General features: G+C 44.3%; 15 protein-coding genes. 12 read left to right on the forward strand and 3 right to left on the reverse strand.

The annotated features are described in order from the left end of the window. The first annotated feature begins 7 nt into the window (after positions 1-7). Positions 8-1681 (forward strand): DUF5722 domain-containing protein, encoded by a 1674-nt coding sequence (locus VIG27_RS02440; RefSeq protein WP_394524936.1) that lies wholly within the window; start codon positions 8-10, stop codon positions 1679-1681. 87 nt (positions 1682-1768) lie between these two features. Here VIG27_RS02440 and VIG27_RS02445 read toward each other — a convergent pair whose 3' ends face one another. Next, positions 1769-3067, reverse strand: coding sequence for a S8 family peptidase (locus VIG27_RS02445; protein ID WP_394524937.1), 1299 nt, complete (start codon positions 3065-3067; stop codon positions 1769-1771). Positions 3068-3126: 59 nt separating this feature from the next. Next, positions 3127-3249: a hypothetical protein gene (locus tag VIG27_RS02450; RefSeq protein WP_394524938.1), complete on the reverse strand. Its 123-nt coding sequence runs from the start codon at positions 3247-3249 to the stop codon at positions 3127-3129. Positions 3250-3433: 184 nt separating this feature from the next. Between VIG27_RS02450 and VIG27_RS02455 the strand changes: the two genes are divergently transcribed. Together VIG27_RS02455 and VIG27_RS02460 are read left to right on the forward strand one after the other, a co-directional pair. Next, the gene (locus VIG27_RS02455) at positions 3434-4288 is read left to right on the forward strand and encodes a MurR/RpiR family transcriptional regulator (RefSeq protein WP_394524940.1); all 855 of its coding nucleotides are present in this window, start codon (positions 3434-3436) and stop codon (positions 4286-4288) included. A gap of 66 nt (positions 4289-4354) precedes the next feature. Further along, the gene (locus tag VIG27_RS02460; RefSeq protein ID WP_394524941.1) at positions 4355-5392 is read left to right on the forward strand and encodes an acyltransferase family protein; all 1038 of its coding nucleotides are present in this window, start codon (positions 4355-4357) and stop codon (positions 5390-5392) included. Here VIG27_RS02460 and VIG27_RS02465 read toward each other — a convergent pair. Next, on the reverse strand, positions 5375-6244 hold the full coding sequence (locus VIG27_RS02465; protein ID WP_394524943.1) for a class I SAM-dependent methyltransferase: 870 nt from the start codon (positions 6242-6244) through the stop codon (positions 5375-5377). The two genes, VIG27_RS02460 and VIG27_RS02465, sit on opposite strands and share 18 nt — an antisense overlap. A 202-nt stretch (positions 6245-6446) precedes the next feature. Here VIG27_RS02465 and VIG27_RS02470 point away from each other — a divergent pair, with 202 nt between their 5' ends. From VIG27_RS02470 to rplV, 9 genes are all read left to right on the forward strand, one after another. Next, a complete protein-coding gene (locus VIG27_RS02470) occupies positions 6447-6644 on the forward strand; it encodes a hypothetical protein (protein WP_394524945.1) in 198 nt (65 codons plus the stop codon). Between the two features lie 151 nt (positions 6645-6795). After that, on the forward strand, positions 6796-8151 hold the full coding sequence (locus VIG27_RS02475; RefSeq protein WP_394524946.1) for a cell wall-binding protein: 1356 nt from the start codon (positions 6796-6798) through the stop codon (positions 8149-8151). Between the two features lie 327 nt (positions 8152-8478). Then, positions 8479-8796 (forward strand): 30S ribosomal protein S10, encoded by a 318-nt coding sequence (gene rpsJ / locus VIG27_RS02480; protein ID WP_158377617.1) that lies wholly within the window; start codon positions 8479-8481, stop codon positions 8794-8796. Positions 8797-8975: 179 nt separating this feature from the next. Continuing rightward, the gene (rplC, locus tag VIG27_RS02485; protein WP_394524947.1) at positions 8976-9611 is read left to right on the forward strand and encodes a 50S ribosomal protein L3; all 636 of its coding nucleotides are present in this window, start codon (positions 8976-8978) and stop codon (positions 9609-9611) included. Positions 9612-9640: 29 nt separating this feature from the next. Further along, positions 9641-10261, forward strand: coding sequence for a 50S ribosomal protein L4 (gene rplD / locus VIG27_RS02490; protein ID WP_394524948.1), 621 nt, complete (start codon positions 9641-9643; stop codon positions 10259-10261). Then, on the forward strand, positions 10261-10560 hold the full coding sequence (rplW, locus tag VIG27_RS02495; protein WP_394524949.1) for a 50S ribosomal protein L23: 300 nt from the start codon (positions 10261-10263) through the stop codon (positions 10558-10560). Before rplD ends, rplW begins: the two co-directional genes overlap by 1 nt. Before the next feature lie 182 nt (positions 10561-10742). Then, positions 10743-11591: a 50S ribosomal protein L2 gene (gene rplB, locus VIG27_RS02500; protein WP_394524950.1), complete on the forward strand. Its 849-nt coding sequence runs from the start codon at positions 10743-10745 to the stop codon at positions 11589-11591. A 19-nt stretch (positions 11592-11610) separates the two neighbouring features. Beyond that, positions 11611-11892 carry a 30S ribosomal protein S19 gene (rpsS, locus tag VIG27_RS02505; protein ID WP_024834874.1) on the forward strand — a complete coding sequence of 94 codons (282 nt, stop codon included), beginning with the start codon at positions 11611-11613 and terminating at the stop codon, positions 11890-11892. 72 nt (positions 11893-11964) lie between these two features. Then, positions 11965-12351, forward strand: a complete 387-nt coding sequence (rplV, locus tag VIG27_RS02510) for a 50S ribosomal protein L22 (protein WP_394524951.1) — start codon at positions 11965-11967, stop codon at positions 12349-12351. Positions 12352-12362 lie beyond the last annotated feature (11 nt).

Raw genomic sequence — 12362 nt, forward strand, 5'->3', positions numbered from 1 at the left:
TGCAAACATGAAGAGAATAAAGATAGGCAGGGTTTTGACCGGACTTCTTTCCGCGGCTTTTTTATGCTGTGCCACTGCCTTTGTTTCACTGGCGGATGTAAATGGGGCAGGAGTGCAGGCTGTGATCCAGTCTTGTTTGATTAATTCTGATAAGAATCATGTAACGGTGAAGATTTCAAACAGTGCCAATATGGAAGGAACGGACGGCGTTCTTTATCTGGTGGAATTACAGCCTTATCAGAACAATCTGGACGGCAGGACAGACTATGCGGCGAAGGCGGCGCCAGGCGATAATGTAACGTTTACATTTCCTTTGAACCGTAACACCCCTGAGGACAGACTTTACAGCAAATTTGTTGTGGCTGTATGGGATGGAACGAAATACATAGAGATCAGCAAACCTCATTATTTAACGAATCCTGAGATGGTGGCAGCCAATACAGCCCCATTTAATGATCCCCTTACAAAAAAAGGGCTGAACATTCAACTGAACATGCTTGGCGATGCCTTTGAATTAGGGGTAAAGCACGTTGCTACAAATATTTCCTTCCATCAGATTCTTGGAGAAGGCATTGATTATCAGTATGATGGGAAGACCTATCATTTTGATAAGAATGTTATAGCAGGATATGATGAGACCATCAGCGCGCTATCCGGAAAGGGTATGACGGTAACGGCCATCATTTTAAACGGCTGGAACGATGCCACACCAAATCTGATTTATCCCGGAACAAAGAAAAACTCCACAGCCTTTTACTATATGTTTAATGCAGCCACACCGGAAGGGGTTGACCAGACAAGAGCCATCGCCTCCTTCCTGGCTGACCGCTACAGCGGCTCCAATCCAAACTACGGAAAGATTTCCAACTGGATTGTGGGAAATGAGATCAATAATCAGCAGTGGAACTATGTAGGACCCAGAGATATCACCAGCTATGTTCAGGCTTACCAGAACGCATTCCGCATTTTTTATACGGCCATTAAAAGCACCAGTGCCAATGACCGGGTATATTATTCCCTGGATTATAACTGGAACAATGAAATCAATCATAAAACAAAGTATGGCGGAAAAGCCATTGTAGATACCTTTAACTCCATCGCCAATGAACAGGGACAGATGGATTGGGGACTGTCCTATCATCCCTACCCATGTCCGATGACAGAGCCGGAATTCTGGGATGACGATAAGACAGGACTAATTACCAATGACTTTAACTCCCCGGTCATAAACTTTAAAAATCTGACCACTCTGACGGATTATATGGCTCAGGAAGCATTGAAATCTCCCACCGGTCATGTGCGCCATATTATTTTGACAGAGCAGGGCTTCACAGCAACCAGCCAGTCCAGAGGGAATGTTCCGTATGTTCAGGCAGCTGCCTATGCTTATTCGTATTATATGGTGGACAGTAACCCCTACATTGATGCTTATATTTTAAGCCGTCAGGTGGATGCACCATCTGAAGTACGAAGCGGATTGTCCTTTGGTCTTTGGGAATGTAATATGAACCGGGGGGATGATATCGTTGCGACCAAGCGCCGGAAGATCTGGCAGGTATTCCGGGATATTGATAAAAAGAAATATACGCTTGAATCGACGGAATTTGCCAAATCCATCATTGGAATTCAGAAATGGTCTGATGTGGTTCCAAACTTCCGTTGGAGATCACTTGAAAACTAACGTTTGTTTACCTATATTTATAATAAAAAGATACGGCAGCAGGGATCATAATTCCTTGCTGCCGTATCTTTTGCTTATGCTACTATGCTACTGCCAGGTCAGAGCGCTGTAGGCGTCTAAAAGACCGCCGCTTAAAATCTTTCCGTTCAGTGTTTCCAGTTTTCTGCTGGAATTTAGTAAAATCTGCTTAACATCGGATAAGGAAATATCTGTGCGGTAAGAGTAAAGCATGGCTGCCACACCTGTTACCATAGGTGCAGCCATGGAAGTGCCGCTCATAAATCCATATCCGTTGCCCGGTATGGTGCTTAAAATGTAGGTACCGGGAGCTGCGATATCCACGCTGGCAGCGCCGAAGTTGGAATCCTTGCTCAAGCTGCCGTCAAATAGAATATTTGCGACAGAGAGCACGTTATCGTAAGGAAGAGAGGCGGGATACACCGGATTAATGTCGGTATCATAGCCAAGTCCGGATATGCCTCCGTTTCCGCAGGAGACCACAAACAGCATGGAAGAGTTCTTTATGGTCTGCGCCAGCTCTTCGCTGTAGGAGGAGGTTCCCATGCTCAGATTGCAAATGGAAGCCCCATTGGCCTCCGCATAGCGGATTGCCTGAATCACAGCATCGGGAGTACCGATTCCTTCTTTTCCTCCAAGTGCCTTTAGGGGCATGATTTTAACAAAATTGTTATCCGTGATTCCTGCGATTCCGTAAGCACCTCTGTCAGCACCGATGGTCCCTGCTGCGTGGGTTCCGTGGCTGTCCTCACTACCGGAAAAAACTCTGTTGTTTCCCGAAAAGAAATTCCAGCCGTGAATATCATCTGTATAGCCGTTTCCATCGTTATCAATGCCGTCACCATTGGTTTCCCCTGGGTTTGTCCAGATGGCATTCTTAAGCTCCTGATGATTGATATCAATTCCCGTATCAATGATGGCAACTATGACAGAACGTTTGTTCTGGGCTTTGTCGTAAAGCTCCCAGGCCGGCTGAACGTCAATGTCAATTCCTGCAACGGCTTTTGTCACCTTAGATTCATAGTCGCCGGGTCCGGGTTTTGGTATTCCGATCCCCATACTGGATCTTAATCCGTTATAAACATCGTCCACGGACTGAAATCTTGATTGTAATTCAACCAGACGGAACTCCCCGTCGTTTTTTAATCCCCACTGATAGGTGGAAAATTCATCAGCCGGGGAAAGATTGATTACCCCGGGGCCAATGGCAAAGGGCTTTAGAACTTGTCCGCTGCCGGTTGAAAAAGAGTGGAGCGCATCTGCCGGCGGCTCCTGTTTGTGCGCCGTTGCCTCAGCCGTAGTATAGAGCGGCAGGCTTGGAAGCAGCAAAGCAAGAGACAGGCATGCGGCTCGGATTATTTTTTTCATGGTTTCTTTCTCCTCACTATGAAGCAATCATTGAAACTAATGCTATTATATCATAAACCCTACGCACCAGGCTTTAATTTTATGTAAAAAAATGGATTTTTTTCTATCAGATTTACAGAGAAAGAAAACCGGTCCGCTGCCCCGGGGTTTCGTGGATGATTGTTCTTCCATATAAAATTCATGTTTAACTCCTCCTTTGTATATGAAATATAAATAGTATAGCATCAATATGTGACTATACCTTGAAATTCATTTGAAAACAATTTTGAATCTGCAAAAGAATCTATCGTTGTCGTAAATGGTATTGAAATGTTTTTTTTAGTTATGTTATGATTGTTCTGAACAAAAGGGAAGGAGCGTGCGGCCATGCAGGGGGATTTTTTGACCAGAATCCGTTTTGAATACAACCAGTTTACAAAGGCTGAAAAAAAAGTGGCAGATTACATTCTGCAAAATTCCAGAGAAGTGCTTTTTATGTCAATCACCGGGCTTGCGGAGGCATGTGAAGTAGGAGATACCAGTGTATTCCGTTTCTGCAAGACCTTAAAATTAAAAGGCTACCAGGAGTTTAAGATGATGCTGTCTTTAAGTCTTCATGATGAAGCCGCAGGACAGGGACGCCTGGAAGGAGATATCAAATTAACGGATTCCTTTGCAGAGGTATCCAGAAAAGTATTGAATACCAATATGAGTGCCCTGGAAGAAACTTATTCCCTCTTAAAAGAGGAACAGTTCGGCCAGGTGATTGATTGCCTTTATGAGGCAAAACGCATCTGTTTTTTTGGTGCAGGTGCCAGTATGATATCTGCTTTGAAGGCAGCGAATCAATTTATGAGAATAGAACCTAAGGTTTTTTGTGTACAGGACCCCCATATGCAGACTATGGCAGCCTCTTTGATGGAAGAAGGGGAAGCTGCGGTACTGTTTTCCTATTCCGGGGCTACAAAGGAGACCATTCATGCGGCAGAGCTGGCCAAAAAGGCAGGAGCAAAGACCATCTGCATTACCAGATTTGTAAAATCCCCTCTTACGGCATTTTCTGATATCACTCTGCTGTGCGGTGCCAAGGAAGGACCCCTTCAGGGAGGTTCGGCCCCCTTGGAAATCAGCCAGCTGTTTTTGATTGATCTGATGTACACGGAATATTACAGAAGGTATTTTGAACGCTGTAACAGGAATAATGAAAAAGTATCTGCCGCAGTGCTTGATAAGATGTATTAGAAAGATGAAGAATTGGTAAAATTAAATTCTCTGTGATCAAATGAGAAATGTGGAAAGGAGTGCCTAATGGAAGAACATAAATTCCGTAACAAAATCGTATGGTTTACATTTTTCTTCAGTATTCTGGTCATATGGGTCCACTCCTATAACGCGGTGCTGTTTTTAGGAAGCACGAAAACCGGTTACCGAACCGACTATCTGGAACGTTTTTTAGGAAGTACCGTGGCACAGATCGCTGTTCCCGGGTTCTTTCTGATTTCCTCCTATCTGTTCTTCCGAACCTTTACCATGGAACGGCTCTGGTTGAAATGGAATTCCAGAATCCGCAGTGTACTGGTTCCTTATATTGTGTGGAACTTCCTTTATTATATGGGATATGTCATCGGAAGCAGGATTCCCGTTCTGTCTGATATCATCGGAAAGGGAAAGGTCCCATTTACCATTTTACAGGCGGCGGAAGCAGTCCTGCATTCTACCTATAATTATGTATTCTGGTACTTAAACCAGTTGATTCTTCTGATTGTGCTGGCTCCCCTCATTTATCTTATCGTAAAACGTAAGATCACCGGTATTTTATTTCTGTCAGCCCTATTTGCAGCCATTTATGTTGGCGGAAGCCTGCCGTTCGTCAATCTGGATGCCATGCTGTATTATACCTTCGGGGCATTTACGGCAGTGCATGGAAAAACGTTGGCAGAAAAGGCCTGGGATAAAAAAGGTTGTTTCATTGGTTTGATTTTGCTTCTTACAGCATACTTTTTATATGGATTTAATTTTCCGGGAGCTGCAAAAGGAGAAGTGGCAGCCTCTTCTGTGATTTTCCGGCTCTTTGTCCCCGTTTCTCTGTGGCTCATGGTTCCGGAACGGTATCTTTTTGAAGCAAAAAAATGGATGAGGCAGAATTTCTTTCTCTATGCCATTCATTTTGCGATGGTCCGTCTGATAAATAAAACAGGAGCATTTCTGCTCCCGTCAGTCCCGGCCGTTCCTCTTGGAATCTTTCTTTTCATGCCGGGGATATGTGTTTTTTTCAGTTATCAGATCAGCCGCTTCTTAAAAAAGTTTCTGCCGGGCATCTGGTGTCTTTTAAACGGAGGCCGATGACCAGCGTCCAGATGCGCCGCAGGGAAGAACAAGACCTGTTTTTGTGACCGGAAGGCCAACCTCCTGTGCCTGTACCTCGCCTCCGAATTTCTGCCTGATTTCCGTGGAAATCATATAAGACAACACGGAAGGTGCCAATCCGGTGGTATAAGAATTAATCAGGAAAAACAGCGGTTTGTCAGAGAGAAGTTCTTTGCAGAGTTTAACCAGCGGATAAATGGAATCTTCGATTTTCCAGATCTCTCCTTTTGGGCCCCTCCCGTAAGAAGGCGGGTCCATGATGATGGCATCATAGCGGCTGCCTCTTCGGATCTCCCGTTCCACAAATTTGACGCAGTCATCCACAATCCAGCGGATGGGAGCGGATTCTAAGTTGGAAGAACGGGCGTTTTCCTTGGCCCAGCCTACCATTCCCTTGGACGCATCCACGTGGGTTACGGCTGCTCCTGCATTTGCCGCCGCTAAGGTAGCTCCTCCGGTGTAAGCAAATAAATTAAGCACTTTTACTGGCCGTCCGGCCTTTTTTATTTTTTCGCTGAACCAGTCCCAGTTTGCCGCCTGTTCCGGAAAGAGTCCGGTATGCTTAAAACTGAAGGGCTTCAGCTGAAATGTCAGTTCCTTATAGCTGATGGTCCATTGTTCAGGAAGATCAAAGAATTCCCATTCCCCGCCGCCCTTTGCGCTGCGGTGGTAATGCCCGTTCATTTTTCTCCATCCTTTTTCAGTCTTGGGAGTGGACCAGATTACCTGGGGGTCAGGACGCACAAGAAGATACTTTCCCCAGCGCTCCAGCTTTTCTCCATCTGAACAATCTATTACTTCATAATCTTTCCAGCCATCTGCAATCCACATAATTGGTGCCGCCCTTTCTTTCTATCGATCCTATGATTCTATGATTATACTGGAAAGAGCCTGGAGCGTCAAGTACAGGCCCCAGCCGTTTGGGACAACAATTAATCACGCCTGGCACCTATGTCCTATATACTATAGTATAATATAGAATGAGAGGTGAAAATGATGGGTTGTTTGCGTATGGGTATTTCTGTAGGTAATTGTGGCTGTAACTGCTGGGGCAATTACAGATTTTGCAATGGATGCGGCAGCTGGGGCAATCTCTGCTTTAACAATTGCTCCAACCGGAGAAATTGCGGATGCAACCGCTGCAGCAGATGCGGCCGCTGCGGGAACTGCAGATGTAGAAATAATTGCTGTAATTAATGGAATGGAACGAACATTCCTTCATACTTTATAAATCTCAGGTGGGTTTCCGGCTTTGCCGGGCCCGCCTTTTTGCTGGAAATAAATTTGTAATATAATTGAAAGATTAAAACAGTTGAATTATCTAACATTAGTTGTTAAAATAAATATTAGTAAAAAAGGAAATCCCTGTAAGGAGTGAAGATATGAAAAGAAAAGGTCTCATTGCGCTGGCCGTAACTGCCGTGCTGACCATGGGTGCTGTATCGTTTGATGCCTGGGCAGCAGAAGGGTGGGAACAATCTGGAAATACCTGGGTGTATTACGATTCAAGCGGAAGTAAGATGACGAATGTCTGGAAGAAAGGTGCCGATAACTTCTGGAGGTATTTAAACAGCAACGGTGAGATGGCAGTGAATTCCTGGGTGGAGAACACTTATTATGTGGATTCCAATGGGATTTTAGTGACGGATAAGTGGATGAAGTTCCAGGATAATGGTTCTTCCAATTATAAGTGGTATTATTTTGGAAGCAGCGGGAAAGCCATTATGGACAACTGGTCCAAGATCAATAACAAGTGGTATTACTTTGATTCCAACGGAGAGATGCAGACCGGCTGGATTCTTGATGACATGTATTATACCGGAACAGACGGTGCTATGCGCACCGGCTGGCAGAAGCTTTTCCCGCCGGACAGTAACTATGACTCCGGAAGAATCAGCCCCGGCGACAGCGATGACGGTAAGAACTGGTATTATTTCAATGATAACGGAAAGAAGTTTGTGCCAAAAGATATTTCAGGAGACTATGCCTCCTATAAGATTGATGGAATCGCTTACTGCTTCGATTCCGAGGGTGCCCTTCAGACCGGCTGGAAGAATGTAGGCGTGGACAATGCAGAGCATGAAATCCAGAATTATAAATATTATGACAGCAACGGAAAGATGAGAGTGGGCTGGTATTCCGTAGAACCTCCCCAGGATATATCCGGATATGAAGAGAATGTGGAGTGGTTTTATTTTTCCACCGCAGGAGTTCCAAAAGCCGGTCCCAAGGAAGGCGAGGCCAGCACCAAGGACATAGTAAAGATCAATGACAAGAATTATTTATTTAATAACCTGGGCAATCCGGTTTACGGGCTCCAGAAAGTTTTTATCGGCGGATCTTCCGATTATACCGCTTTTTATTTCGGAGACAAGCAGACCAGCACCATGCAGAAAGGCCGGATTAAAGTGGTAGAGGGTGACGGAAGTGATGCTACCTATTATTTCAGCAACAGCGGGCGCGGTTATACCGGAGTTAAGGACGGCTACCTATATTATATGGGAAAACTCCAGCGTGCCGAAGACGGAAACAAGTACGAACCGATTGCCATTCCTACCGGAAGTACTAAGACCACTTATGTTGTGAATGCTTCCGGCAGAGTGTCAAAGAACACTACCGTCAAAAGCGCGGATGGAGTAAAATATAAAACCGGCAGCAATGGAAATTTAATAAAGGTTGATGATGAGAATCCTTCCGGGAATGAAGGCAGAACCCCCACAGAACCAGCCTGGAAATAGAAAAAACGGTACAAAAGGCGTGAAATTTGAGAAAAACAGATTTCACGCCTTTTTTTCTAAAAAAATGCTTGCAATGAAAAAAAAAGTATGTTATTATGTTAAGGCTGTGGCATGATAGCTGTGAAGCGTGAGGTTGCTGCTTACATAAGCAGGTTTTCCGTGGAGCGAATGTCAAGTTAGGAAACTGGCGACAAGTCACTGTACAATTTAAAATTCTGCCTTTATAAGCAGATAGTCTGTGTGAGGTCCTGGAGGACACACACGGGAACGTGTACAGTCACCGCTTGTCGTACTTCTACTAAGTGCGAAAAGGAGGCGACTTTTTTTATGGCAAGTCAAGTAATGCGAATCACATTAAAAGCGTATGATCATCAGTTAATCGATCAGTCTGCAGGTAAGATCATCGACACTGTAAAAAAGACAGGATCTAAAGTGAGCGGACCGGTGCCGTTACCAACCAAGAAGGAAGTGGTAACCATCTTAAGAGCGGTTCACAAGTACAAAGATTCCAGAGAGCAGTTCGAGCAGAGAACGCATAAGAGACTCATTGATATCATTACACCAAGCCAGAAAACTGTTGATGCATTATCCAGACTGGAAATGCCTGCAGGTGTGTATATCGATATCAAGATGAAGAACAAATAATCTTCATCAAAAACATTTTAGGTAATGTCCTGAAGGGTTTTAATATAGAAGTAACACTTTTTCCTGTAAGGAATCAACATCTCTGCCAGGCGGAGTCATAGTGTTCCACGTATATTGGGCTGTTCTAGGATGATTGCGAAAGCAATCCGCTGTAGAATTAACAAACAGGAGGTAAAAACATGAAGAAAGCTATTTTAGCTACTAAAGTCGGAATGACACAGATCTTCAATGAAAACGGAGTATTAACTCCAGTAACCGTTCTTCAGGCTGGTCCTTGTTTCGTAACTCAGATCAAGACCGTTGAGAACGATGGTTACAGTGCAGTACAGGTTGGTTTTGTTGATAAGAGAGAAAAACTTGTCAGCAAGCCGGTAAAAGGCCATTTTGATAAGGCTGGTGTATCTTACAAAAGATACGTAAGAGAGTTTAGACTTGAGAATGCTGATCAGTATTCTGTAAAAGATGAAATCAAAGCTGAGATCTTCGCAGCAGGCGATAAAATCGATGCAACCGCAATCTCCAAAGGTAAAGGTTTCCAGGGTGCGATCAAAAGACACGGACAGTCCAGAGGACCTATGGCTCACGGTTCCAAGTTCCATCGCCATGCAGGTTCCAACGGTGCAGCTTCCGACCCAAGCAAGGTATTTAAGGGCAAGAAGATGCCTGGCCACATGGGAAACAAGAGAATTACCATTCAGAATCTTGAAATCGTTCGGGTTGATGCAGAAAACAACCTGATTCTGGTTAAAGGTGCTGTTCCAGGACCGAAGAAGTCTTTAGTAACAATCAAGGAAACAGTAAAAGCAGCTAACTAATGCTTTTATAAGAAAGGAGGATCATACAGATGGCAAACGTATCTGTTTACAATATCGAAGGTAAAGAAGTTGGTTCATTAGAGTTAAACGATGCAGTGTTCGGTGTGGAAGTAAATGAGCATCTTGTACACATGGCAGTCGTAAGCCAGCTTGCAAATAAGCGCCAGGGAACACAGAAAGCAAAAACACGTTCTGAAGTATCTGGCGGCGGAAGAAAACCATGGAAGCAGAAAGGAACCGGTCATGCAAGACAGGGTTCAACAAGAGCTCCTCAGTGGACAGGCGGTGGAGTTGTATTCGCTCCCACACCAAGAGATTATACAATCAAGCTTAACAAGAAAGAAAGAAGACTTGCTCTTAAATCCGCTTTAACAAGCAGAGTAAACGAGAATAAGTTCATCGTTGTTGACGAGTTAAAGTTTGACGAAATCAAGACAAAGAAATTCCAGACTGTATTAAATAACTTAAAGGTATCCAAAGCTCTGGTTGTTGTTGGGGAAGACAGCACAAACGCAGTAATGAGCGCTAGAAACATCGCTGCTGTTAAAACTGCATTTGTCAACACAATCAACGTATACGATATCTTAAAGTACAACACAGTTGTTGCTACCAAGACTGCTGTTGCAGCAATCGAGGAGGTGTACGCATAATGGCAGATATTAAGTATTACGACGTAATTCAGAAGCCTGTAGTAACAGAAAAGAGCATGAACGCTATGGCGTCCAAAAAGTATACATTTATTGTACACACAGATGCGAACAAGGCTATGATTAAAGAAGCTGTTGAGAAGATGTTTCCTGGCACAAAGGTTGCCGGCGTGAACACCATGAACTTAGAAGGAAAGACCAAAAGAAGAGGCACTACTTTCGGCAAGACTTCTAAAACGAAGAAAGCGATCGTTCAGTTAACTGCTGACAGCAAAGATATCGAAATCTTCGAAGGACTGTAAGATCGGAACGCTTCATTCGACGGTGCGCCCGGCTTTGACGGGTAAAGTGGATACTCTGAACCCAGTGACGAGTATCTTCCGGACCATTGGATGGCGGGAAGATAGGAGCAGTTCATCTATGTGATGAACATTATATCACGATAAACAAGATACGCCAGGCGGCGTTGAAAGGAGAAATAATCATGGGAATCAAAAAGTATAACCCATATACCCCTTCCAGAAGACATATGACCGGCTCTGATTTCAGCGAGATCACAAAATCAGTTCCTGAAAAGTCCTTGATCAGCAAGACCATCAAGAAAACGGCTGGCCGTAATAATCAGGGTAAAATCACAGTTAGACATCGCGGAGGCGGCGTTAAACGTAAATATAGAATCATCGACTTCAAGAGAAACAGCAAAGACGGCATTGCAGCTACTGTAATCGGTATCGAATACGATCCAAACAGAACTGCTAACATCGCTTTGATCAGCTATGTAGATGGTACGAAAGCATATATCCTTGCTCCTGCTGGTTTAACAGACGGAATGAAGGTTATGAGCGGCGAGAATGCAGAAGCAAAAGTAGGTAACTGCTTACCATTAAGCAAGATCCCGGTTGGTGCTCAGGTTCATAACATCGAGCTTTATCCAGGAAAAGGCGGACAGTTGGTTCGTTCCGCAGGTAACGGTGCACAGCTGATGGCAAAAGAAGGCAAGTATGCAACCCTTCGTTTACCTTCCGGCGAGATGAGAATGGTTCCGATCAACTGCAGAGCTACCATTGGAGTTGTAGGCAATGGTGATCATAACCTGATCAACATCGGTAAAGCTGGTAGAAAGCGTCACATGGGATTCCGTCCTACCGTTCGTGGTTCTGTTATGAACCCTAATGACCATCCACACGGTGGTGGTGAAGGTAAGACTGGTATCGGACGTCCAGGTCCAAGTACTCCATGGGGTAAACCGGCACTTGGCTTAAAGACCAGAAAGAAAAACAAGCAGTCTAACAAGTTGATCGTTAGAAGAAGAGATGGAAAGACCGTTAAATAATTGAAGGAGGTTAGAATCTATGGCTCGCTCACTTAAAAAAGGACCATTTGCAGATGCTCATTTACTTAAAAAAGTAGATGCGATGAACGCAGCAGGACAGAAGCAGGTAATTAAGACCTGGTCCCGCCGTTCTACTATCTTCCCACAGATGGTTGGACATACAATTGCAGTTCATGATGGCAGAAAACACGTTCCGGTATATGTTACAGAAGATATGGTTGGACATAAACTGGGTGAATTTGTTGCTACAAGAACTTACAGAGGACATGGCAAAGACGAGAAAAAGTCTGGCCGTAAGTAATAAAGAAACGAACTCCCTCCGGGCAATCGCAAGGTTACCCCAAGGGCGTTAGAGTTGAAAGGAGGATTCACCATGGCTAAGGGACATAGAAGCCAGATTAAGAGAGAAAGAAATGCTCAGAAGGACACAAGACCATCAGCAAAGTTATCCTATGCTAGGGTTTCTGTTCAGAAAGCATGCTTCGTATTAGATGCCATCAGAGGCAAAGACGTTCAGACAGCACTTGGTATTGTACTTTACAATCCCAGATATGCTTCTTCTTTAATAGAGAAGTTATTAAAATCAGCAATCGCGAACGCTGAGAATAACAACGGTATGGACCCGGCAAAGCTTTACGTAGAAGAATGTTACGCAAACAAGGGACCGACAATGAAGAGAGTAAAACCAAGAGCACAGGGCCGCGCTTATAGAATCGAAAAGAGAATGAGCCACATCACGATCGTGCTTAATGAAAGATAAGGAGGCAAAGA

Origin of the sequence: Lacrimispora sinapis (assembly GCF_043633585.1) — a bacterium.
Taxonomy (GTDB): Bacteria; Bacillota; Clostridia; order Lachnospirales; family Lachnospiraceae; genus Lacrimispora; species Lacrimispora sinapis.

What these genes read in the sequence shown, in the direction of transcription:
- rplW (WP_394524949.1), top strand. Translation starts at nt 10,261, where the DNA reads ATGGCAGATATTAAGTATTACGACGTAATTCAGAAGCCTGTAGTAACA.
- rplC (WP_394524947.1), top strand. Translation starts at nt 8,976, where the DNA reads ATGAAGAAAGCTATTTTAGCTACTAAAGTCGGAATGACACAGATCTTC.
- VIG27_RS02475 (WP_394524946.1), top strand. Translation starts at nt 6,796, where the DNA reads ATGAAAAGAAAAGGTCTCATTGCGCTGGCCGTAACTGCCGTGCTGACC.
- VIG27_RS02445 (WP_394524937.1), bottom strand. Translation starts at nt 3,067, where the DNA reads ATGAAAAAAATAATCCGAGCCGCATGCCTGTCTCTTGCTTTGCTGCTT.
- rplB (WP_394524950.1), top strand. Translation starts at nt 10,743, where the DNA reads ATGGGAATCAAAAAGTATAACCCATATACCCCTTCCAGAAGACATATG.
- VIG27_RS02455 (WP_394524940.1), top strand. Translation starts at nt 3,434, where the DNA reads ATGCAGGGGGATTTTTTGACCAGAATCCGTTTTGAATACAACCAGTTT.
- VIG27_RS02465 (WP_394524943.1), bottom strand. Translation starts at nt 6,244, where the DNA reads ATGTGGATTGCAGATGGCTGGAAAGATTATGAAGTAATAGATTGTTCA.
- VIG27_RS02450 (WP_394524938.1), bottom strand. Translation starts at nt 3,249, where the DNA reads ATGAATTTTATATGGAAGAACAATCATCCACGAAACCCCGGGGCAGCG.
- rpsS (WP_024834874.1), top strand. Translation starts at nt 11,611, where the DNA reads ATGGCTCGCTCACTTAAAAAAGGACCATTTGCAGATGCTCATTTACTT.
- rplV (WP_394524951.1), top strand. Translation starts at nt 11,965, where the DNA reads ATGGCTAAGGGACATAGAAGCCAGATTAAGAGAGAAAGAAATGCTCAG.
- rplD (WP_394524948.1), top strand. Translation starts at nt 9,641, where the DNA reads ATGGCAAACGTATCTGTTTACAATATCGAAGGTAAAGAAGTTGGTTCA.
- VIG27_RS02440 (WP_394524936.1), top strand. Translation starts at nt 8, where the DNA reads ATGAAGAGAATAAAGATAGGCAGGGTTTTGACCGGACTTCTTTCCGCG.
- VIG27_RS02460 (WP_394524941.1), top strand. Translation starts at nt 4,355, where the DNA reads ATGGAAGAACATAAATTCCGTAACAAAATCGTATGGTTTACATTTTTC.
- rpsJ (WP_158377617.1), top strand. Translation starts at nt 8,479, where the DNA reads ATGGCAAGTCAAGTAATGCGAATCACATTAAAAGCGTATGATCATCAG.